General features: G+C 64.5%; 18 protein-coding genes and 2 pseudogenes. 11 read left to right on the forward strand and 9 right to left on the reverse strand.

Translation table 11 applies throughout. The annotated features are described in order from the left end of the window. Positions 1-99: 99 nt before the first annotated feature. The 5 genes from DK261_RS20225 (at position 100) to DK261_RS20245 (ending at position 6,588) form a co-directional block, all read left to right on the forward strand. Entirely contained in the window at positions 100-1,104 is a 1,005-nt protein-coding gene (locus tag DK261_RS20225) for an asparaginase (protein WP_110176216.1), read from the forward strand. 195 nt (positions 1,105-1,299) lie between these two features. Then, positions 1,300-2,292: an AraC family transcriptional regulator gene (locus tag DK261_RS20230; protein WP_110176217.1), complete on the forward strand. Its 993-nt coding sequence runs from the start codon at positions 1,300-1,302 to the stop codon at positions 2,290-2,292. 71 nt (positions 2,293-2,363) lie between these two features. Beyond that, positions 2,364-4,280: an ankyrin repeat domain-containing protein gene (locus DK261_RS20235; RefSeq protein WP_110176218.1), complete on the forward strand. Its 1,917-nt coding sequence runs from the start codon at positions 2,364-2,366 to the stop codon at positions 4,278-4,280. 161 nt (positions 4,281-4,441) lie between these two features. Next, a complete protein-coding gene (locus DK261_RS20240; RefSeq protein ID WP_016704011.1) occupies positions 4,442-5,473 on the forward strand; it encodes a histone deacetylase family protein in 1,032 nt (343 codons plus the stop codon). A gap of 14 nt (positions 5,474-5,487) precedes the next feature. Beyond that, a complete protein-coding gene (locus tag DK261_RS20245) occupies positions 5,488-6,588 on the forward strand; it encodes a polyamine ABC transporter substrate-binding protein (RefSeq protein ID WP_110176219.1) in 1,101 nt (366 codons plus the stop codon). 129 nt (positions 6,589-6,717) lie between these two features. On the opposite strand, the gene DK261_RS20250 is transcribed toward DK261_RS20245, so the two are convergent. Both DK261_RS20250 and DK261_RS20255 read right to left on the reverse strand, forming a co-directional pair. After that, positions 6,718-7,929, reverse strand: coding sequence for a YeeE/YedE family protein (locus DK261_RS20250; RefSeq protein WP_110176220.1), 1,212 nt, complete (start codon positions 7,927-7,929; stop codon positions 6,718-6,720). 39 nt (positions 7,930-7,968) lie between these two features. Continuing rightward, the gene (locus tag DK261_RS20255; protein ID WP_110176221.1) at positions 7,969-9,531 is read right to left on the reverse strand and encodes a PLP-dependent aminotransferase family protein; all 1,563 of its coding nucleotides are present in this window, start codon (positions 9,529-9,531) and stop codon (positions 7,969-7,971) included. Positions 9,532-9,654: 123 nt separating this feature from the next. On the opposite strand from DK261_RS20255, the gene DK261_RS20260 reads away from it, so the two are divergent. Genes DK261_RS20260 through DK261_RS20270 form a run of 3 tightly spaced genes read left to right on the forward strand, consistent with a single transcriptional unit; the run spans position 9,655 to position 11,423 of the window. Further along, entirely contained in the window at positions 9,655-10,290 is a 636-nt protein-coding gene (locus DK261_RS20260; protein WP_110176222.1) for an FMN-binding negative transcriptional regulator, read from the forward strand. Then, positions 10,287-10,733: a GNAT family N-acetyltransferase gene (locus DK261_RS20265; RefSeq protein WP_009051622.1), complete on the forward strand. Its 447-nt coding sequence runs from the start codon at positions 10,287-10,289 to the stop codon at positions 10,731-10,733. The genes DK261_RS20260 and DK261_RS20265 overlap by 4 nt, the downstream gene beginning before the upstream one ends. An 18-nt stretch (positions 10,734-10,751) precedes the next feature. Next, positions 10,752-11,423 (forward strand): GNAT family N-acetyltransferase, encoded by a 672-nt coding sequence (locus DK261_RS20270; protein ID WP_038574605.1) that lies wholly within the window; start codon positions 10,752-10,754, stop codon positions 11,421-11,423. A gap of 115 nt (positions 11,424-11,538) precedes the next feature. On the opposite strand, the gene DK261_RS20275 is transcribed toward DK261_RS20270, so the two are convergent. Next, entirely contained in the window at positions 11,539-12,438 is a 900-nt protein-coding gene (locus DK261_RS20275) for a homocysteine S-methyltransferase family protein (protein ID WP_110176223.1), read from the reverse strand. Between the two features lie 111 nt (positions 12,439-12,549). Here DK261_RS20275 and DK261_RS20280 point away from each other — a divergent pair, with 111 nt between their 5' ends. Both DK261_RS20280 and DK261_RS20285 read left to right on the forward strand, forming a co-directional pair. Then, complete coding sequence (locus tag DK261_RS20280; RefSeq protein WP_110176224.1) at positions 12,550-13,371, forward strand: ABC transporter substrate-binding protein; 822 nt, start codon at positions 12,550-12,552, stop codon at positions 13,369-13,371. Beyond that, a complete protein-coding gene (locus tag DK261_RS20285; RefSeq protein ID WP_028683631.1) occupies positions 13,368-14,204 on the forward strand; it encodes an amino acid ABC transporter permease in 837 nt (278 codons plus the stop codon). The genes DK261_RS20280 and DK261_RS20285 overlap by 4 nt, the downstream gene beginning before the upstream one ends. A 90-nt stretch (positions 14,205-14,294) precedes the next feature. On the opposite strand, the pseudogene DK261_RS20290 reads toward DK261_RS20285, so the two are convergent. The 4 genes and pseudogenes from DK261_RS20290 to DK261_RS20305 form a co-directional block, all read right to left on the reverse strand. Further along, positions 14,295-14,558: pseudogene (locus DK261_RS20290) on the reverse strand (helix-turn-helix domain-containing protein); the annotation flags it as partial. Beyond that, positions 14,555-15,829, reverse strand: a complete 1,275-nt coding sequence (locus tag DK261_RS20295) for a type II toxin-antitoxin system HipA family toxin (RefSeq protein WP_110176225.1) — start codon at positions 15,827-15,829, stop codon at positions 14,555-14,557. The pseudogene DK261_RS20290 and the gene DK261_RS20295, both read right to left, overlap by 4 nt. Before the next feature lie 294 nt (positions 15,830-16,123). Beyond that, entirely contained in the window at positions 16,124-17,932 is a 1,809-nt protein-coding gene (gene oadA / locus DK261_RS20300; RefSeq protein WP_009051629.1) for a sodium-extruding oxaloacetate decarboxylase subunit alpha, read from the reverse strand. Positions 17,933-18,030: 98 nt separating this feature from the next. Continuing rightward, positions 18,031-19,446: an acetyl-CoA carboxylase biotin carboxylase subunit gene (locus DK261_RS20305; protein WP_007927582.1), complete on the reverse strand. Its 1,416-nt coding sequence runs from the start codon at positions 19,444-19,446 to the stop codon at positions 18,031-18,033. Positions 19,447-19,636: 190 nt separating this feature from the next. Here DK261_RS20305 and DK261_RS20310 point away from each other — a divergent pair, with 190 nt between their 5' ends. Beyond that, entirely contained in the window at positions 19,637-20,599 is a 963-nt protein-coding gene (locus DK261_RS20310) for a LysR family transcriptional regulator (RefSeq protein WP_028683627.1), read from the forward strand. Here the strand turns inward: DK261_RS20310 and DK261_RS20315 are convergent. Both DK261_RS20315 and DK261_RS20325 read right to left on the reverse strand, forming a co-directional pair. Next, the gene (locus tag DK261_RS20315; protein ID WP_007927592.1) at positions 20,541-20,753 is read right to left on the reverse strand and encodes a PA3496 family putative envelope integrity protein; all 213 of its coding nucleotides are present in this window, start codon (positions 20,751-20,753) and stop codon (positions 20,541-20,543) included. The two genes, DK261_RS20310 and DK261_RS20315, sit on opposite strands and share 59 nt — an antisense overlap. 240 nt (positions 20,754-20,993) lie before the next feature. Next, positions 20,994-21,165: pseudogene (locus DK261_RS20325) on the reverse strand (transcriptional regulator); the annotation flags it as partial.

The following is a 21,165-nucleotide window of genomic DNA, read 5'->3' on the forward strand; positions in this document are numbered from 1 at the left end:
TCGGGTAAAAACCGGGCGCATGTCTTGCGCCCGACGTGACACTCCCTGCGGTCGGCGTCATGCTCGACCGCACGCTGTCATCGTTCCGGAGACTCCCCAATGAATGCCAACACCTATCCTGCCGCGCAGAACGTCATGGTGCTCTACACCGGCGGCACCATCGGCATGCAGGCCAGCGCCCATGGCCTGGCCCCGGCCTCGGGTTTCGAGGCGCGGATGCGCGACTACCTGCACAGCCAGCCCGAGCTGGAGGTGCCCAACTGGCGCTTTCGCGAAATGGCGCCGCTGATCGACAGCGCCAACATGACCCCCGCCTACTGGCAGCGCCTGCGCGAAGCCGTGGTCGATGCGGTCGACGTGCAGGGCTGCGACAGCGTGCTGATCCTGCACGGCACCGACACCCTGGCCTACAGCGCCGCGGCCATGAGCTTCCAACTGCTGGGCCTGCATGCCCGTGTAGTGTTCACCGGCTCGATGCTGCCGGCCGGCGTGACCGACAGCGATGCCTGGGAAAACCTCGGCGGCGCGCTGGTCGCCCTCGGCCAGGGCCTGGCCCCGGGCGTGCACCTGTACTTCCACGGCGAACTGCTGGCGCCGACCCGTTGCGCGAAAATCCGCAGCTTCGGCCGTCATCCGTTCGCGGCCTTGCAGCGCCAGGGCGGCGCAGCCAAGGCGACGTCGATTCCGCCGCAGCTGGATTACCGCCAGGGCAAGCAACTGGCCAGGGTCGGCGTATTGCCGCTGGTGCCGGGGATCGCCGCCGAACAGCTCGACGCCCTGCTGGGCAGCGGCCTCCAGGCGCTGGTGCTGGAGTGCTTCGGCAGCGGCACCGGGCCGAGCGACAACCCGCAGTTCCTGGCCAGCCTGCAACGCGCCCGGGAACAGGGCATCGTGGTGGTGGCCATCACCCAATGCCATGAAGGCGGCGTGGAGCTGGACATCTACGAAGCCGGCAGCCGCCTGCGCGGCGTCGGCGTACTGTCCGGCGGCGGCATGACCCGCGAAGCGGCGTTCGGCAAGCTCAACGCCCTGCTCGGCGCCGGCCTGGACACCGCCGAAGTGCGGCGCCTGGTGGAGCTGGACCTGTGCGGTGAGCTGAGCTGACAACGCGTCATCGTTCACCGTAATCGCGAGCAAGCTCGCTCCTACAGAAGCTCCACAGCCCTTTGTAGGAGCGAGCTTGCTCGCGATAGCCGCAACGCGGCGATCCAACAACTGCCCCACACCATCATTGGCGTTCGCCGCAGGCGCGGCATACAAATTGCTCCGTTTTCAGCATCCCCCGGGCTGGAAACGGACATGCTGCATTCCCACCTCACCACCCTCAACGCCGTCTCGCTGGTGCTCAATACCTTCAAGGACCAGGGCCAGGACAGCGAAGCGCTGCTGGCTGGCAGCGGCATCAACGCCGCCGACCTGAGCCGCGCCGACACCCGCATCACCACCAACCAGGAAATGCTGGTGTGCGCCAACGCCGTGGCCCTGCAACGGGATATCGGCCTGGAGCTGGGCCGGCGCATGCACGTTTCCAGCTACGGCATGCTCGGTTATGCCCTGCTCACCAGTGCCACCTTAGGTGACGCTTTGCGCCTGGCGCTGCGTTATCCGGCGCTGTTGGGAACACTTTTCGAGCTGAGCCTGGAAGCGGACGGCGAGCTGATCTGGCTGACCGCCGCGGATTACCGCGAGAACCCGGCGCTGGCGACCTTCAATATCGAGTTCTGCCTGGTGTCGCTGAAGGTCATCTGCGACGACCTGCTGAGCCATCCGCTGCCCTTGCGCGGCGCCCGCTTCGACTACCCCGCGCCCGATTACCAGAGCCGCTACGCCGAGCGCTTCGACTGCCCGCTGCAATTCGATGCGGTCTCCAATGCCTTCGCCTTCGACCGGCGCTGGCTCGAGCAGCCGCTGCCCCTGGCGGACGCCATCACCCACCAGGCCATGGCCGAACGCTGCCGCAAGCAGAACACCGAATTCACCGGGCGCCAGGCCTGGCTGGGACGCATCCGCCAGCTGCTGGCGGCGCAACTGGACGCCGCGCCGGGCCTGGAAGGCCTGGCCGAACAGATGAACTGCTCGGCCCGCACCCTGCGCCGGCACCTCAAGGACCTGGGTTGCAGCTATCAGGAACTGCTCGACGAGCTGCGCTTCGAGCGGGCCAAGCAAATGCTCTGCGAGGACGACTTGCCGATCTACCGCATCGCCGAGGCCCTGGGCTTCAGCGAAACCGCAAGCTTCCGCCATGCCTTCGTGCGCTGGAGCGGCGTCGCCCCCAGCCAGTTCCGGCCCTGACACAAACCCCGGCATAAAGCCGCCGATTGCATTACATTGCCGGCCTTTCATACCGGCAAGGGACTGCAATCTTGAAACTCTTCACAGGCGCTGTTGCCAGGCACAACCGCTTTTACGGGGTCTGCCTGACACTGTTGATGCTCGCTGTCGCACCCGCCGCCCAGGCATTCGACCTGGACCTGGCCAAGATCAAATGGTGGCAAGTCTCCCGCGGCATTGTCCTGGACGAACCGGAAACCGCCACCCTGCAGATCAAGCCGTTCCCCCTGCCCGGCCTTGCGCAGCTTCCGGCGCGGATCGTGCTCAGCCAGTACCGCGGGCTGTTCTATCTCAACGCCTATCAGGACGCGCAGTACCAGCAGCGCATCTACAAGTCGCCGCCCTTGCCGCTGTTCAGCCCCGAGGAACTGCGGGCCTGCGTCTCGCCGGACGACCCGATCCAGGTCTCGGACAACTGGCCGCCCAGCAATCAACTCGAAGTCGGGCTGAGCCTGACGCCCTTGAGCTTCAACTGCATCAGCCCGGACTGGCAGCTCAGCCAACGTTATCTGTTGATCGACCAACGTTATCCACAACAGCCGATGCTGGCCATCAGTCACCGCCGCGACCTGACCCAGATGGACTTCACCCCATTGCAACCGATCGGTAGCGAGATCGAGCAACAGTGGTTGTATGCCCTGCAGCGCTTTCCCCAGTGGTTCCGCCCCTTCAGCAGCGGTACGGGGCCGATCACCTTCAATGCCTATTCGCCACCGGCCACGGCGGACGACGTCTGGACCCAGTTCCGCGAGCTCCACGAGCAACTGCGCAAAGCCAAGGACAAGGCGCCGGGCATCCGCCAGGTGGAAGGTTTCTTCGCCGCCCATGACTTTCGCACCATCGCCCAGGACCGCAGCGAGTACCCGGGCCTGCTCAACGATATCGCCTACTGGACCAGTGAGGCCGGCCAGTTGAAAACCGCCCGCCCCTGGCTGCTGGAGGTGCTGCGCCGGGAACCCGGGCGCATGCCGACCTACCTCAACCTGGCCGACCTGGACTGGGCTCAATTCGAACAACGGCCGCTGGACAACATCCACCAGGGCCGCGCCATCGAACGCTATCGGCTGTATTGCGGCATGCGCCTGCAACGCCAATTGAGCGTGCCGCCGCGGGTATTGCAGCGTTTGGGCCTGAAGTCCGCCAACCCACAGGCGTGCCAGGGCTTCTGGCCGCTGGTGGCCGCCGTGGACGCGGGCGACGACGCCGAAGTCCGGCGCTTGCTGGCCGGTGGCGTCAGCGGCGAAGTCATGGCTGATGACGGGCGCAGCGCGCTGCTGCACGCCCTGGACGCGCCAAACCTGGAGATCGCCCGACTGCTGCTGGCCCACGGCGCCCATACCAGCGGCCAGTACAAATGGACCACCCTGGCCCTGCAGGCCATGGAGCGCGACCTCAAGGACAGCCCCGACCTGAACCAGGGCGGGCGCCTGAAGTTCCTGCTGGAAGCCGGCGTCGCCATCGACGAGCAAAACAGCCGGGGCTACACCCCGCTGATGCAACTGGCCGAACAGCCACGCAACCTCGAAGGCTTCACCTGGCTGCTGCAACACCCGCAGGACCTCGAACTGCGGACCGTGAATGACAACGAAACCGCACTGTACCGGGCCTTCTGGGGCAACAATTACGCGGCCATGAGGCTGCTGATAGATGCCGGCGCCAACCTCAACCTGAGCTACGGTCGTGGCACCTGCCATGACCAGCCCATGGGCCAGAGCCTGCTGATGTTCGTCGCCGACAAGATCTCCGCCGACGACAAGTCGCCCACTGTCAGCCAGCAGGAGACCCTGGACATGTTCACCCTGCTGCTGGAAAAAGGCGCCGATCCCGATGTCGGCCAGCGTTGCGAGAAAAAGGGTCGCGTCCTGCTGTTGGATATCATTGCCCGGAAAAAACGCGAGGACATGCTCCAGGTGCTGCAGCGCTTCATTCAAGTACCGTCCGCAAGCTGAACCCGCTGGCGCCCCGCAATGGGGCGCCGTGCTGCTTCAAGGGGCGAATTGCGGACACAGGTTTTGGCCATATCGATCCCCTTTTGGCCGCTCCTGCCGTTCTCCAAAAGGCCCGGCGCCGCAAGACTGTGAGCACCGAACCAGCCTGCGGAGAACAAGAAATGCTGACGATCTACTCGGACGATCACCACCTGCACCACGGCCGCTGCGAACTGATCGACGGGCAACTGATGCCCTGCTTCGAAATGCCGTCGCGCGCCGACCATGTGCTGGACCGCGTGAAATATCGCAACCTGGGCCCGGTCGAGGCGCCCAGGGACTTCGGCCTGGGGCCGATCGAACGCATCCACAGCCGCGCCTACCTGGACTTTTTCAAGGGCGCCTGGGACCGCTGGGCGGCCCAGGGCATCGACGGCGACCTGCTGCCCTACACCTGGCCGGCGCGCACCCTGCGCAGCGTGATCCCCACCAGCCTGCACGGCCAGCTTGGCTACTACAGCTTCGACGGCGGCGCGCCGATCACCGCCGGCACCTGGCAGGCAGCCTACAGCGCCGCGCAAGTCGCCCTGACCGCCCAGGCGGTGATCCAGCGCGGCGCGCGCAGTGCCTTCGCCCTGTGCCGGCCACCGGGACACCACGCCGCCGGCGACCTGATGGGCGGCTACTGCTACCTGAACAACGCGGCCATCGCCGCCCAGGCCTTCCTTGACCAGGGCCACAAGAAGGTCGCGATCCTCGACGTCGATTACCACCACGGCAACGGCACCCAGTCGATTTTCTACGCGCGCAACGACGTGCTGTTCACCTCGATCCATGGCCACCCGGAAGCCGAATTCCCGTTCTTCCTGGGCTATGCGGACGAGCTCGGCGAAGGCGAAGGCGTTGGCTTCAACTTCAACTACCCGTTGCCCGCCGGCAGCGGCTGGGACAGCTGGAGCGCGGCGCTGGAACAGGCCTGTGAGGAAATCCGCCGTTATGGCGCCGACATCGTGGTGGTGTCGCTGGGTGTGGACACCTTCAAGGACGACCCGATCTCGCAGTTCAAGCTCGACAGCCCGGACTACCTGGCCATGGGGCAACGCATTGCCGCCCTGGGCACGCCGACGCTGTTCGTCATGGAAGGCGGTTATGCGGTGGAAGAAATCGGCATCAATGCCGTGAACGTTCTCGAAGGCTTTCAAAGCGCCCAGTGAAGGAAACCCGCAACATGAACAGGCTCAAAAGCTACATCGCGCCCGCGCTCTGCGCGGCGCTGCTGGGCGGTGCCGCACAGGCCGAAGAACGCACCCTGCGCGTCTACAACTGGTTCGACTACATCACCCCCAAGGCCCTGGAAGACTTCAAGGCCGAGAACAGCCAGGTCAAGCTGATCTACGACATCTTCGACACCAACGAGGCGCTGGAGGCCAAACTGCTGACCGGCAACTCCGGCTACGACGTGGTGGTGCCGTCCAACGTGTTCCTCGCCAAGCAGATCGAGGCCGGGGTGTTCCAGCCGCTGGACCGCAGCAAGCTGCCGAACTGGAACCACCTCGATCCCAAGCTGATGAAGCTGATCGAAGCCAACGACCCGGGCAATAAGTTCGCCGTGCCCTACATGTACGGCACCATCCTGATCGGCTTCAACCCGGCCAAGGTCAAGGCCGCCCTCGGCGAGAACGCGCCGGTGGACAGCTGGGACCTGATCTTCAAGGAAGAGAACATCAGCAAGCTCAAGCAGTGCGGCGTGGCCCTGCTCGACTCGCCGTCGGAGATCCTGCCGCTAGCCCTGCAGCACCTGGGCCTGGACCCCAACAGCAAGCAGCCGGCGGACTACGCCAAGGCCGAAGCGCTGCTGCTGAAGATCCGCCCCTACGTCACCTACTTCCATTCATCCAAGTACATGGCCGACATCGCCAACGGCGACATCTGCGTGGCGGTGGGGTATTCCGGCAGCTTCTCCCAGGCCGCCAACCGCGCCAAGGAAGCCAAGAACGGGGTGGTGGTGGACATGCGCCTGCCCAAGGAAGGGGCGCCGATCTGGTTCGACATGCTGGCGATCCCCAAAGGCGCGAAGAACCCGGACGATGCCTACACCTTCATCAACTACCTGCTGCAACCCAAGGTGATCGCCCCGGTCAGCGACTTCGTCGGCTACCCGAACCCGAACAAGGACGCCACCGAGCGGGTCGATCCGGCGATCCGCAACAACCCCAACCTGTACCCGACCGACGCAGCGATGAGCACGCTGTACACCTTGCAGCCGCTACCCCGCAACGCGGAACGGGCACGGACCCGGGCCTGGACCAAGATCAAGGCCGGGACCTGATCGCCCGGCGCCTGTCTGTAGGAGCGAGGCTTGCCCGCGATAGGGACGCCGCGGTGTATCGGCTACACCGCGTTATCGTTCATCGCGGGCAAGCCTCGCTCCTACAGAAGCTAGAAGCTCAAGGTCGATTCAACACCCCGTCAGCCCTTGCGGCTGGCGTTCCTCGGCAAAGAACCACGGCCGCAGGCGCACGCCCACGCCGTTGCCGATAAAGGCCGCCACCAGCCACAACCAGCCGTGCAGGCTGCCGGACGCGATGCCGCTGAAGTAGGCGCCGATGTTGCAACCGTAGGCCAGGCGCGAACCGTAGCCCAGCAGCAAACCACCGATCACCGCCGCCACCAGCGAACGCGCAGGAATCTTCAGGCTCGGCGCGAAACGTCCGGCCAGGCCCGCCGCCAGCAAGGCGCCGAAGACGATGCCGATATCCATCACGCTGGTGATGTCCTGCCACACTGGCGCGGCCAGGGCCTTGGCGTTCGCCGCGCCCTGCCAGAACGCCCAGCTGCCGACATCCACCCCCAGCCCGCTGGCGATCTTGGCGCCCCACAGGGCAAACGCCGAGGTGATGCCCCAGGGCCGTCCGGCCAAGGCCAGGGTGGCGAAGTTCAGCAAGGCCAGGGCGACCGCGCCCCACACCAGCGGCCAAGGCCCGCGTAGCACGCGGCGCCAGCCTTGGTACGCGCTGTCGACCGGTGCTTCCAGGGCGCCGTGGCGACTCTTTTCCAGGCGCACCGTGACCAGGGCAATCAAGGCGAACAGCCCCAGGCTGAGCCCCAGCGCCGGCGCCACACCGAAGCGCTGCACGATGGAAACCGGCGGCAACGACGGCAAGGCAAACCACCAGTCCACATGGTGGGTGGCGATCAGCGAACCGCAGATGAAAAACAGCAGGGTCACCAGCATCCGCGCGTTACCGCCACCCACGGTGAACAGCGTGCCGGACGCACAACCGCCGCCCAGTTGCATGCCGATACCGAAGATGAACGCGCCGACAATCACCGAGACCCCGGCCGGCGCCACCAGCCCCGTGACCGGCAAACCGAACAGACTGCCCGCGCCCAGGGCCGGGAAGAACAGCAGCACCGCCAGTGCCAGCATGACCATCTGCGCCCGCAGGCCGGCGCCGCGACGATCGCGGATGAACACCCGCCAGGCCGAAGTGAAACCAAAGGCCGCGTGATACAGGGTCAGGCCCAGGGCCGCGCCCAGCAGCAACAGCCACACCTGGCGCGAGCCGACCTGGGCCTGCAGGAATACAGCGCCGGCCAGCAGCGCGATCAAAGCGAACAAGGGCGCACCGAACTTGCGTTCGGGCGCCACGGAAAGAGTCAGGCTCATAAGGGTTCTCGGCAAAGACAATGGCCGCGAGTATAGCCATCACACGCCCCAGGCCCGACGCAGACGCTCCAGGGCACAGGCGATAGCGGCCTCGGGCACCGCGGCGAAGCCCAGCACCAGCCCCGCGCGCTGGTCCTGCGGCAGCGGTGAATCCGGCAGCCAGTAGTTGCTCAGGCCATTGATCTCGACATCCACCGCCGCGGCCTGCGCCACCAGTTCCTGCTCCCGGGCCAGGCTGTCCACCGGGATCGTCAGGTGCAGGCCCGCCGCCACGTTCGGCAACTTGCCTACTCCGGGGATATCCACAGGCCAGCCGGCCAATAAGGCATCGCGCCGGCTCAAGGCGGCGCGGCGCATGCGCCGGATATGCCGCTGGAAATGCCCGGCGGCCATGAATTCGGCCATCACCGCCTGGGTGCTGACCTCGGAGTGGCGCACATCCACCGCCCGGCGCTGGGCGAAGGGCTGCACCAGCGCCGGCGGCAACACCAGGTAACCCAGGCGCAAGGCCGGGAACGCGACCTTGCCGAAGGTACCGACGTACAGCACCCGACCCTGGCGGTCGAGGGCCGCCAAGGGTGCCAGCGGCGCCCCGCTGTAGCGGTACTCGCCGTCATAGTCGTCCTCGACTATCCAGCCATTGCTGCGCTCGGCCCAGGCCAGCAGTTCCAGGCGCCGGGCCAGGCTCAGGGTCACCCCGGTGGGGTACTGGTGGGACGGCGTGACATAGGCCAGGCGGCAATCGCTCAGACCCGCCAGGGCTGCACAGTCGAAGCCCTCGTTATCCACCGCCACCCCGTGCAGGCGTGCGCCGGCAATCGCGAAGGCATGCCCCGCCGCCCGATAGCCGGGGTTTTCCACTGCCACACCGTCGCCAGGGTTCACCAGCAACTGTGCACAAAGGCTTATGCCCTGTTGTGCACCACTGGTGATCACAATTTGTTCAGCACTGCACTGCATGCCGCGTGAACTGCGCAGGTAAGCCGCGATCAGCCCGCGCAGACGTTCTTCGCCGGCCGAATCGCCATAACACAGCTGGCCCAGATCCGGCTTGCGCCAGAAAGCCGCATTCAGCTTGGCCCAGACCTCGAACGGAAACAGATCGAAGGCCGGAATCCCCACCCGAAAAGCCCGTGGCGGACCGCTTTGCGGGGTCGACAAATGATGCTGTTCGACCCGCTCCAACGCCTCGCTGTGGATAACTTTACTGGATGTAATCCCAGGTAAATTCGCGCTTTTTGTGGATAACCCTGTGGGTAAGCCTGGTGATAACCCTGTGGATACTTTTGTGGATAAATTTTTCACCGCCTTTTTGATTGGCAACCGGCTCTCGGGCAATTGCGCCACATAGGTGCCGTCGCCGACCCGGCCTTCGATAAAACCTTCGGCGTACAGCTGGTCGTAGGCACGCACCACGCTGTTGCGGGAAATCTCCAGGGCCGCCGCCAGGTCGCGACTGGCCGGCAGGCGCGTGCCGCTGGCCAGCCGGCCGTCCAGCACCCGCTGGCGCAACGCCTGGTACAGCTGGCGGCTGAGCCCCTGCCCACGGTCCAGCTCGATACCGGCGGGGTTGAAGGAAAGCGGCAATGTCGGGCTGTTCATGGGCCTGTCCCCTGAGCGGCGGAATGGAGTGGCCAAATGGACCTATGAAAATGACCAAAGATGGCTCTTACAACAGACCAATAGCCTGCCTAGGATGCAACCATTCGCCAAGGATATTTTTCCATGTACCTACCCCGCGCTTTCGCCGAAGAAGACCTGCCCACCCTGCACCAACTGATCGGCGAAACCCGCCTGGCCACCCTGGTGACCTACGGGGAACGCGGCCTGCAGGCCAATCACCTGCCGCTGTTGTTCGCTCCGGACCAGGGCCCGTACGGCACCCTCTACGGCCATCTGGCCAGGGCCAACCCGCAATGGCAGGAACTGGCCAACGGCGCCGAGGCGCTGCTGATCTTCCAGGGCGCCGAGGCCTACGTCAGCCCGTCGCTGTACCCGAGCAAGGCCGAGCACGGCAAAGTGGTGCCGACCTGGAACTACGTGAGCGTGCATGCCTATGGCGTGGCCGAGGTGTTCCATGAGCCGCAGCGCATCCGCGAAGTGGTCAGCGCCCTGACCAACCAGCATGAAGCCGGCCGCGCCAGCCCCTGGAAATTCGAGGATGCCCCCGCCGAGTTCATGGACAGCATGCTGCGCGCCATCGTCGGCTTCGCCCTGCCGATCCAGCGCCTGGAGGGCAAACGCAAACTCAGCCAGAACCGTACCGCCGCCGACATCGACGGCGTGCGCGACGGATTGGCCGCCAGCGTCGATCCCCATGACCAGAGCATTTCCCAACTGATGCGCCAGGAGCAGCCATGAGCCAGATCCAGATCCGTCCCGTCACCGCCAATGATCACGCAGCCTGGCTGCCGCTGTGGCAGGCCTACCTGCGGTTCTACGACACCGAGTTGGCCGACGCGGTCACCCGCAGCACCTGGCAGCGCTTCCTCGATGCCGCCGAGCCGACCCACGCCGCCCTGGCCTGGGACGGCGAGCAGGCGGTGGGCATGGTGCATTTCATCTACCACCGCTCCAACTGGAGCATCGAGAATTCCTGCTACCTGCAGGATCTACTGGTGATCCCGGAGCAACGCGGCACCGGCGTCGGTCGCCAACTGATCGAATTCGTCTACGCCACCGCCAAGGCCGACGGCTGCTGCAAGGTCCACTGGCTGACCCACGAAACCAATGCCACCGCCATCCAGCTCTACGAACGGATTGCCGAACGCCCGGGTTTCATTCAATTTCGCAAAGCCCTTTAAGCGTTCAAGGAGATTCCCATGCCGACCTCACTCGCTGACTGGCAAGGCGTGCCGCCACCGTCGACCACCCTGCTCGAAGGGCGCTTCATCCGCCTGGAAAAACTCGACCCGGCGCGCCACGCCGACGACCTGTGGCAAGCCTTCCAGGGCCCGGGCGCCGACCCCAAACTGTGGGACTACCTGCCCTACGGCCCCTTTACCGAACGCAGCGCCTTCAATGACTGGCTGAACAACCATGCGGCCAACAGCGACCCGTATTTCTTCAGCGTGATCGACCGGGCCAGCGGCCAGGTGCAGGGCTTGCTCAGCCTGATGTCGATCGTCCCGGCCCAGGGCCGCATCGAGATCGGCCACGTCACCTTCGGCGCGCCCATGCAGCGTTCGCCGAAGAGCACCGAAGCGGTGTACCTGCTGGCCAAGGAAGCCTTCGCCCTGGGCTATCGCCGCCTGGAATGGAAGTGCAACAACGCCAACGCCCGCTCGCGTTATGCGGCCGAGCGCCTGGGCTTCAGCTTCGAGGGGGTGTTCCGCCAGCACATGGTGGTCAAGGGCCAGAACCGCGATACCGCCTGGTATTCGATCCTCGATTCCGAGTGGCCGAAGGTCGGCGCCGGGTTCGAGCGCTGGTTGAGCGAGGACAACCAGAGCGGTTCGGGGCAGTTGAAAGGGTTGGCGGAGTGCCGGGGGTAACGCCCTTGTCCCGTGGTGTTTGATCTGACGTCATCGCGGGCAAGCCTCGCTCCTACAAGGCCGGGTGCTGAACCTGTAGGAGCGGCCGGTCGACGCTCGATTGCCCGCGATGCTTTTAAGCCAGCTTCTGCGCCAGCACGGCAATGTGCTCCGGCCCGATACCGCAGCAACCGCCCAGGTGGCTGGCGCCGCGTTGCCGCCAGTCGGCCGCCCACTGCAGGTAGCCCGGTGGGTCGAGGTCTTCGCGCAGCGGGTCGAGGCCATCGTTGGCCGTGGCTTCTTTCGGCTGCGGCGGGAAGGCGTTGGCATAGGCGCCGATATTGATCTTCACCCCCAGCCGCTCGAAGGTTACCCGCGCCGCGTCGATCGCCGCGCCTATCACTTCCGGCTGGCTGCAGTTGAACAGCAGGGTTTCCACCCCCAGTTCGGCGGCCACCGCCGCCGCGTCCGCCACCGGCTCGCCGGAGCGCAAGCGCGGCACCTCGTCAGGGTTCTCATCGTGCAAGGTGAACGATAGCCAGAAGGCCTTGCCGTCCTTGGGCAGGCCGGCATGGATCGCCCGCGCCTCGACCGTGGAACTCTGGGTTTCCGCCAGCCACAGGTCGACATGCGGGGCCAGGCCGTTGACCAGCGGGGCCAGCAGCTCCGCGGCGCGAGCGGACTCGAACAAGTCCGGGCGATAGGAGCCGAACAGCGGCGGCAGCGAACCGGCGACCCGCACCGGCTTGCCGGAAGCCTGGACCGCTCGCCGCGCCAGCTCACCGGCCAAGGCCGCCAGCGCCTCTCCCTCTGCGGCAAACCGTGCTTCGCCAATGTGGAACGGCACCACCGCGTAGCTGTTGCTGGTGATGACATTGGCACCGCTTTCGATATAAGCCGCATGCACCGCTTCCACCGCCTGCGGCGCTTCACTCAGGGCCAGCGCCGACCACTCAGGCTGCCTGAATGGCGCCCCGCGGCGTTGCAGTTCACGACCCATGCCGCCATCCAGAATTACCCTGCTGTCTGCGCCCATATGCTCTTTACTCATATGCTTATGAAAATAACTCACTATCTGAGTCGTTCTTATAACTATTTAATACGCACCATTCGGTTAATAACAACCTTTTTTCTGCTCGGGACTTCCATGAGTTTCAAACCGCTGCTGGCCCTCGGCCTGACGATTCTCGCTGCCTCCAGCCAGGCCTTTGCCGGCGCTACCCTGGACCGTATCGAACAGAAAAAAGAGTTGGTGGGCGTGCTGATGGAAAGTTACCCGCCCTTCTCCTTCCTCAACGATCAGAACCAGCTCGACGGCTTCGACGTCGACGTGGCCAAAGCCGTGGCTGACAGGCTGGGGGTGAAGCTGCGCCTGGAAACACCGTCCTGGGACGTGATCGCCGCCGGCCGCTGGAGCGGTCGCTACGATATCTGCATCTGCTCCATGACCCCGAGCAAGGCCCGCGCCGAAGTCTTCGACTTCCCGGTGCAGTACTACGCCTCGCCTGCGGTGATCGTGGTCAACGCCAAGGACGACCGTATCCACGGTGCCAAGGACCTGAGCGACAAGAAGGTCGGCCTGACCAGCGCTTCCAGCTACGAGAGCTACCTGAACAAGAACCTGGTGATCGAAGGCGCCGAGGACACCCGGTTGCAGTACCCGTTCGACAACGTACAGATCGCCCCCTACGACACCGACAACGTGGCCTTCCAGGACCTCGGCCTGGGCGCTGGCGTGCGCCTGGACGCGATCCTCACCAACCTGGTGACCGCCCAGCCGCGTCTGGCCCAGGACCCGCGCTTCAAGCTCGCCGGCGAGCCGCTGTACGCCGAGCCCAACTCGGTGGCCATCGAGAAAGGCGACGCCCAGTGGCATGCCAAGGTCCGTGAAGTGTTCGCCCAGCTGAAGCAGGACGGCACCCTGAGCAAGCTCTCGCAGAAATGGATCGGCGCCGACATCAGCCAATGACTTCTTTTTCCCAACCACCTCGGCCACCACAAACGCTGGCCGAGCCGCCGCTCAAACGCCTCTTCGGTTTCCGCACCCGCCTGTACCTGACCTGGGCGGTGCTGTTCGGCCTGTTCGCCAGTTTTTTCCTGAGCTTCGACCTGAAGTTCTCGATCATCCTCGACAAACTGCCCAACCTGCTCGGGGTGACCCTGGCCCCCAACGGCTTTCTGCAAGGCGCGGCGCTGACCCTGTTCCTCTGCCTCTGCTCGATCGCGCTGTCGTCGCTGCTGGGCTTCGTCACCGCCCTCGCCCGGCTGTCGAAAAGCGCCGTGGCCTTTGGCATCGCCAGCTTCTACGCCTCGTTCTTTCGCGGCACGCCGCTGTTGATCCAGATCCTGCTGATCTACCTCGGCCTGCCGCAGCTGGGCGTGGTGCCGGGCGCCATCGCCGCGGGGATCATCGCCCTGTCGCTGAACTACGGCGCCTACCTCAGCGAGATCTTCCGCGCCGGCATCCTCGGCGTGCCTCACGGCCAGCGCGAGGCCTCCCTGGCGCTGGGCATGCGCGACAGCGTGATCTTCTGGCGCGTGACCCTGCCGCAAGCCATGCGCACCATCATTCCGCCGGCCACCAACCAGTTCATCTCGATGCTCAAGGATTCGTCGCTGATCTCGGTGATGGGCGTCTGGGAAGTGATGTTCCTGGCCCAGTCCTATGGCCGCTCCAGCTACCGCTACATCGAAATGCTCAGCACCGCGGCGATCATCTACTGGCTGTTGTCGATCGGCCTGGAACTGATCCAGGCGCGGATGGAAAGGCATTACGGCAAGGCTTACGCCCAGCGCGGTTGAAGCTCAGTTGAGCGCCGAGGGCCCGGGTATGCCCGGGCCCTTTTCCAGGCGCTCCAGATCATTGAGCAGCGAGCGGGCGCGACTGGCTTTCTGCACATTCACCACCCCCATCTGCAAACCGAAGGGCTTGAACACCGCGTTCAGCGACTTGAGGGTCGGATTGCCGTCACCGTGTTCAATGTGGATCAGGGTGCGCAGGGAAAGCCGGCACATCCTGGCGAACTGGCTCTGGTGCAGCCCCGTGACTTCGGTGCGCAGGCGCCTGACCGCATCGCCCAGCGGCAAACGGCCGGCAGCCAGCTCCTGCTGGATGTTGTCGATCAGCGCGCCGCGCTCTTCCAGGGTTGTAGTCATCGCAGTCCCCACTCCTGCAGGCGTCGGTCCAAGTGGCGCAAGTGAATGCGCGGGTGATTCAGGGTGGCATCGGGCAAGCCACTGGCGCTCAACAGGTCCGGCAGGGCCCGCAGCCGTTCGGCATCCTCCCGCAGGCGCGCCAGGGCGGCTTCAGGGTCGATCAGCGGCTTCAGGCTCGCGCACACCAGGCGCCAGTCCACGTCACCCGCCACCTCCATGCGCCCGGGCCATTTGATGGTCCGGGTAATGCCCTCGTCGTCCATGACCATGGGCGCCAGATCGTAGATTGGCGCCAGTTGCACCGCAGCTTCGGTGCGGATGATCGAGATGTTGTGTCCATGGTTGGACGAGTTGCCGAGGATCTTGTTGAGCAGATCCCGGCGCAGGTAATCCGCCACCAGCTCGGGGATCGACGACTCCTGGCCCGTGGACCGCCACAACTCGGCAAGAATCCCCAACACCTCGGTGTGCCGCATTCCCTGTCCATGGCCCACCAGCCCCGCCAGGGAATAGATCGACTCCACCGCCAGGCGCTCGACACCCGCCTGCGTCACCCGGCGGTCAAAGCGCTGCATCCAGAGGCTGGGCCTGGGCCCCTCTTCCAGGGCCAGGCCCTCGGCCGGCAGCGTATCGATGCCCAGTTGCTGCAGCGCCCGGTAATAGTGGAACTCGCTCCTGAGGATGTCGCCGGCATTCTGCGTAGCGGGGTTCCGGGGGAACTTCACCCACCAGTGACGCGCCGCCGAGGCATCGTCGAGCAGCGCGTCGGGGTACAGCAGGCCCTCAGGGTTTTGGGTCAGCAACAGCCTGGGGGCCTGGTCACCGATGCTCGCGGTACCGCCGAAAGCCACGCCCTGCTCATGGGCGTACTCGAGAAAGCGGTTATCGAGGGCGATCACCTGGTCCCGGGAAAACCCCAGCGCCGGACGCCGGCGCAGCCCCGCCAGCGACTCCTTGACCCGCAGGTTGCCGAGGGGCGCCGCCGTGGAGCGGGCCAACAGGAACAATTCGACGCCCATGCCGTCCGGCCGCTCATGGCCGATCTGGCGCAGCAGGAAGCGCCCGGCCGCCGCTGTCGGGGCAAGGTCATAGAGAAAGGCCGGGGCCCGGTCTTCGCGCCAAGGCTCCCAACCCAATGGGATCTGCGCACTGACCGACCGGGCCAGCGGACTGCCAACAGCCTCCAGGTTATCCACCAGGTACTGCTGCACATAACCAAAACTGCAGGGGCTGGCGAAGCCCTGTTCAGGCCTGTCGAAGGTCAGGGTCATGGCGTCGCTCCATGCCCCTGCGCAGTAGAGCTGCAAAGTCAGCCGAAGCACTGTATTACCTGCAATTTAATACACTTTTAATGATCGTTACGGTATCAGCATGAATTGTAATGCAGATATATTCATTTCAGAACGAAATATGTGTATTAAAAAGCACTCAAATTCAGAACTGAAAATGCCCCTCAGGCCGCTTGCAGCGGCACACCGAGCTGTTCCGCCAGCGCCTGGCGACAGGCAAAAAAAAGGGAGGCCGTAGCCCCCCCGAGGTAAAACGTTGCAGATGAAGGCCTGAACTCAGCCTTCGATCTCGATCAGGATTTCGCCCGGGTTGACCCGGTCGCCCTTGGCCACGTGGATGGCGGTGACCTTGCCGGCGATGGCCGCCTGGACTTCGGTTTCCATCTTCATGGCTTCGGTGATCAACACGGCCTGGCCGGCCTTGACGGTGTCACCTTCCTTGACCAGCACATCGACGATGTTGCCCGGCATGGTGGTGCTGACGTGGCCCGGCGCGCTGGCCTGCTTGCGCTTGCTGCTGCCGCTGCCGACGAATTCGTTGAGCGGCTCGAACACCACTTCTTCCGGCATGCCGTCGATGGACAGGTAGAAGTGGCGCTTGCCTTCGGCCTTCACCCCGACACCGGTGATGTCGACGCGGTAGGTCTCGCCGTGCACGTCGATGACGAACTCGGTCGGTACGCCTTCGCCGCCAGCCGAGCTCACGCCGCCCGCTTCCGGAATCGGCAGCAGCACTTCCGGCGTCAGGGTGCCGGCTTCACGCTCTTCGAGGAACTTGCGCCCGATGTCCGGGAACATGGCGTAGGTCAGCACGTCTTCTTCGGACTTGGCCAGGGCGCCGATGTCATTGCGCAACTTGGTCATTTCCGGCTTCAGCAGGTCGGCCGGGCGCACGTCGATCGCATCGATGCTGCCGATGGCCTGGCGCCGCAGCTTCTCGTCCACCGCGCCCGGCGCCTTGCCATAGCCGCCTTGCAGGTACAGCTTCACCTCGTTGGTGATGGTCTTGTAACGCTCGCCGGCCAGCACGTTGAAGAACGCCTGGGTGCCGACAATCTGCGAAGTCGGGGTCACCAGCGGCGGGTAGCCGAGGTCGTGACGTACCCGCGGGATCTCCGCCAGCACTTCGTTCATGCGGTTCAGGGCGCCCTGCTCCTTGAGCTGGTTGGCCAGGTTGGAAATCATCCCGCCCGGCACCTGGTTGACCTGCACCCGGGTATCGACCGCGGTGAACTCGCTTTCGAACTGGTGGTACTTCTTGCGCACGGCGTAGAAGTACAGGCCGATTTCCTGTAGCAGCTCCAGGTCCAGGCCGGTGTCGAATTCGCTGCCTTTGAGGGCGGCGACCATCGACTCGGTGCCCGGGTGGCTGGTGCCCCAGGCGAAGCTGGAGATCGCGGTGTCGATGTGGTCGGCGCCGTTCTCGATGGCCTTGAGCTGGCACATCGCAGCCAGGCCAGCCGTGTCATGGGAGTGGACAAACACCGGCAGCGACTGCTCGGCCTTCAGCGCCTTGACCAGCTCGCCGGTGGCGTAAGGGGTCAGCAGGCCGGCCATGTCCTTGATCGCCACCGAGTCGCAACCCATGGATTCCATCTGCTTGGCCTGGGCCACGAACGCCTCGATGGTGTGCACCGGGCTGGTGGTGTAGGCGATGGTGCCCTGGGCGTGCTTGCCGGCGGCTTTCACCGCTTCGATGGCCACCCGCAGGTTACGCACGTCGTTCATCGCGTCGAAGATGCGGAACACGTCGATGCCGTTGACCGCCGCCTTGGCGACGAAGGCCTTGACCACGTCGTCGCTGTAATGGCGGTAGCCCAGCAGGTTCTGCCCGCGCAGAAGCATCTGCAGGCGAGTGTTGGGCAGCGCGGCGCGCAGTTTGCGCAGGCGCTCCCACGGGTCTTCCTTGAGGAAACGCACACAGGCGTCGAAGGTCGCGCCGCCCCAGACTTCCAGCGACCAGTAGCCGACTTTGTCGAGCTTGTCGCAGATCGGCAGCATGTCTTCGGTGCGCATGCGGGTCGCCAGCAGCGATTGGTGGGCGTCGCGCAGGATGGTGTCAGTAACAAAGATCTTCTTGGACATTCTTATCTCCTCATAGCGACAAGCTTCAAGCTACAAGCCGCAAGAAAAAGCTGATCTGCTTCTACTTGCAGCTTGCCGCTCACAGCTTGCCGCTGCATTCAAAGGCCTGCGTGGGCGGCGATGGCGGCGGCGATGGCCAGGGCCAGCTCTTCGGGTTTGCGCTTGATCGAGTAGTTGGTCAGTTCAGGGTGGCTCTCGACGAAGCTGGTGTTGAACTGGCCGCTACGGAATTCCGGGTTACGCAGGATTTCCTGGTAATAGGCGGCGGTGGTCTTGACCCCTTGCAGGCGCATGTCGTCCAGGGCGCGCAAGCCACGGTCCATCGCCTCTTCCCAGGTCAGGGCCCAGACCACCAGCTTCAGGCACATGGAGTCGTAGAACGGCGGAATGGTGTAGCCGGTGTAGATCGCCGTGTCGGTACGCACGCCAGGGCCGCCGGGCGCGTAGTAACGGGTGATCTTGCCGAAGCTCGGCAGGAAGTTGTTTTTCGGGTCTTCGGCGTTGATCCGGAACTGCAGGGCGAAACCACGGTGATGGATGTCTTCCTGCTTCACCGAAAGCGGCAGGCCGGAAGCGATGCGGATCTGTTCGCGAACGATGTCGATGCCGGTGATTTCCTCGGTGATGGTGTGTTCCACCTGCACCCGGGTGTTCATCTCCATGAAGTACACCTCGCCGTCGGCGAGCAGGAACTCCACGGTACCGGCGTTCTCGTAGCCCACGGCCTTGGCCGCACGCACCGACAGGTCGCCGATGTAGGCGCGCTGTTCCGGGGTCAGTTGCGGGCTCGGGGCGATCTCGATGAGTTTCTGGTTGCGGCGCTGGATCGAGCAGTCGCGCTCGAACAGGTGCACCACGTTGCCGAAGCTGTCGCCGAGGATCTGCGCCTCGATGTGCTTGGGGTTGACGATGCACTTTTCCAGGAACACTTCGGCGGAGCCGAACGCCTTGGTCGCCTCGGAAATCACCCGAGGGAAGGCCTGTTCCAGTTCGTCCCGGCTGTTGCAGCGACGAATGCCGCGGCCGCCACCGCCGGACGTAGCCTTGAGCATCACCGGGTAACCGATGCGGTCGCCTTCGCTCAGGGCTTCGTGGATATCGGCGACGTTGCCTTCGGTGCCCGGGGTAACCGGCACGCCAGCCTTGATCATGCTGCGGCGGGCTTCGGTCTTGTCGCCCATGCGGCGAATCACTTCAGCCGATGGACCTATGAATTTGATTCCACGTTCGGCGCAGATGTCCGCCAGTTCGGCGTTTTCCGAAAGGAAGCCGTAGCCGGGGTGCAGTGCGTCGCAGCCGGTTTCCACTGCCAGGTTCACCAGCTTGCGCGGGTTCAGGTAGCCGGCCAGGGGTTCGGCACCGATGCTGTGGGCTTCATCCGCGCGCTTCACATGCAGGGCATGGCGATCGGCGTCGGAGAAGATCGCGACCGAGCGAATGCCCATCTCGGCGCAGGCACGCACGATTCGTACGGCAATCTCACCACGGTTGGCGATCAGGATCTTTTTTATCACTTGGAGGTACCCTTGAGCCGTTGGAACAAACGACCCGCTAGACCAGGTCGGCGCGTGACCAAATGTTTCAAGCCAGTCGCAGGCCCACACTATTCCTGTCGATGAATTAACAAAAATCAATAATTATTGGGTCGCTCATAAGCAAAGACTTATAGTTGATCCGACAGCCTTCGGCGCGAGACCTTAGATAATGCGTAAGTCCTTGATGCGTATGACATTACGCCAATTGCAGATTTTCAATGAGGTCTGCGATCTGCGCTCCTACAGCCGGGCGGCCGACGAAATGTCTCTGACCCAGCCCGCCGTCAGCCTGCAGATTCGCCAGCTGGAAGAGCTGATCGGCCAGCCCCTGTTCGATTACGTCGGCAAGAAGCTCTACATGACCGAGGCCGCCGAGGCGCTGCAGCGGGCCAGCCGCGACATCTTCGGACGCCTGGAGAACCTCGACATGCAGCTGTCGGACATGCAGGGTTCCTTGCAGGGCCAGCTGAAGCTGGCGGTGGAATCCAGCGCCAAGTACTTCGTGCCGCACCTGTTCGCCGCCTTCAAGCGCCAGCACCCGGAGGTCAACCTGCAACTGACGGTGGTCAATCGGGGCCAGGTGATCCGCCGCCTCTCGGACAACCGCGACGACCTGGTGATCATGTCGATGGTCCCGCAGGACATGGGCCTGGAATTCCTGCCGTTCCTCAACAACCCGATCGTCGCCGTGGCGCCGCCCGACCACCCGCTGTGCCACCTGGGGCCGCTGCGCCTGCAGGACCTGGAGCCCTACAACCTGCTGGTGCGCGAACAGGGTTCGGGCACGCGCCTGGCCTGCGAGGAGTATTTCAAGGAAAAGCGCGTGCACTTCACCCAGACCCTGGAAGTGTCGTCGGCCGAGGCGCAGCGCGAGTGTGTGCTGGCGGGTCTGGGCGTGGCGCTGTTGACGCGCCACGCCCTGAACCTTGAGTTGGCGACCGGGGGACTCGTCGAGTTGCCGGTCGAAGAGCTGCCGTTGTATCGCAGCTGGTGCCTGGTGCAGGCCAAGGCTAAACGCCTGTCACCGGTAGCGCATGCGTTCCTGGGGTTTATCCGCAGCGAACGGGTGCAGATCAGCGGGCTTGTTGAACGTTTTGACGGGAAGCTGCCGAGGCTGCCTGCCAGTAATTGACGGCGTCCAGCTCGGGGTAGTCGTTGATTTCCTGCTGCAGACGGCGCAGCTCACAGCGATGTTCGATCGCGCGGCGAAATTCCATGCGGCGCTGGTCTTCCTGCTGACGACGGGTTTTGACTGCGCTGCTGCTCTCTTCGTAAGGCCGGGCCATTTCGAGTCTCCCAATGCGAGTACGGGAGCTTCACGATGGACGTCAGGCGTTACGGTTTGGCGGCGGCTCCATGACAGGACGATGAAAGCTGCCGTATGACGCCCGATTCCCTTGTAGGAGCGAGCTTGCTCGCGATAGCCGCGAAGCGGCGGTTCATCCCGCGACACCGCATCATTGTTGATGATTGTTCGCGAGCAAGCTCGCTCCTACAGGAGGACGCCCGACGATGAGGTGCAGCGTTCAATCGTCAAGCGCTTTGACCGACTTGGGCGACAGGCGCAGGCTGCGAAGGCTGCGCTTGACGCTCTTGAGGTGGTTGACCAGGCTCGGGCCGCGGGCCATGGCCACGCCCATCGCCAGGACGTCGATCACCACCAGGTGGGCGATACGCGAGGTCAGCGGGGTGTAGATC

Source organism: Pseudomonas sp. RW409, from assembly GCF_003184125.1.
GTDB lineage: Bacteria > Pseudomonadota > Gammaproteobacteria > Pseudomonadales > Pseudomonadaceae > Aquipseudomonas > Aquipseudomonas chlororaphis_I.

What these genes read in the sequence shown, in the direction of transcription:
- DK261_RS20270 (WP_038574605.1), top strand. Translation starts at nt 10,752, where the DNA reads ATGCCGACCTCACTCGCTGACTGGCAAGGCGTGCCGCCACCGTCGACC.
- DK261_RS20315 (WP_007927592.1), bottom strand. Translation starts at nt 20,753, where the DNA reads ATGGCCCGGCCTTACGAAGAGAGCAGCAGCGCAGTCAAAACCCGTCGT.
- DK261_RS20295 (WP_110176225.1), bottom strand. Translation starts at nt 15,829, where the DNA reads ATGACCCTGACCTTCGACAGGCCTGAACAGGGCTTCGCCAGCCCCTGC.
- DK261_RS20275 (WP_110176223.1), bottom strand. Translation starts at nt 12,438, where the DNA reads ATGGGCGCAGACAGCAGGGTAATTCTGGATGGCGGCATGGGTCGTGAA.
- oadA (WP_009051629.1), bottom strand. Translation starts at nt 17,932, where the DNA reads ATGTCCAAGAAGATCTTTGTTACTGACACCATCCTGCGCGACGCCCAC.
- DK261_RS20310 (WP_028683627.1), top strand. Translation starts at nt 19,637, where the DNA reads ATGCGTAAGTCCTTGATGCGTATGACATTACGCCAATTGCAGATTTTC.
- DK261_RS20225 (WP_110176216.1), top strand. Translation starts at nt 100, where the DNA reads ATGAATGCCAACACCTATCCTGCCGCGCAGAACGTCATGGTGCTCTAC.
- DK261_RS20250 (WP_110176220.1), bottom strand. Translation starts at nt 7,929, where the DNA reads ATGAGCCTGACTCTTTCCGTGGCGCCCGAACGCAAGTTCGGTGCGCCC.
- DK261_RS20240 (WP_016704011.1), top strand. Translation starts at nt 4,442, where the DNA reads ATGCTGACGATCTACTCGGACGATCACCACCTGCACCACGGCCGCTGC.
- DK261_RS20255 (WP_110176221.1), bottom strand. Translation starts at nt 9,531, where the DNA reads ATGAACAGCCCGACATTGCCGCTTTCCTTCAACCCCGCCGGTATCGAG.
- DK261_RS20230 (WP_110176217.1), top strand. Translation starts at nt 1,300, where the DNA reads ATGCTGCATTCCCACCTCACCACCCTCAACGCCGTCTCGCTGGTGCTC.
- DK261_RS20280 (WP_110176224.1), top strand. Translation starts at nt 12,550, where the DNA reads ATGAGTTTCAAACCGCTGCTGGCCCTCGGCCTGACGATTCTCGCTGCC.
- DK261_RS20285 (WP_028683631.1), top strand. Translation starts at nt 13,368, where the DNA reads ATGACTTCTTTTTCCCAACCACCTCGGCCACCACAAACGCTGGCCGAG.
- DK261_RS20260 (WP_110176222.1), top strand. Translation starts at nt 9,655, where the DNA reads ATGTACCTACCCCGCGCTTTCGCCGAAGAAGACCTGCCCACCCTGCAC.
- DK261_RS20245 (WP_110176219.1), top strand. Translation starts at nt 5,488, where the DNA reads ATGAACAGGCTCAAAAGCTACATCGCGCCCGCGCTCTGCGCGGCGCTG.
- DK261_RS20265 (WP_009051622.1), top strand. Translation starts at nt 10,287, where the DNA reads ATGAGCCAGATCCAGATCCGTCCCGTCACCGCCAATGATCACGCAGCC.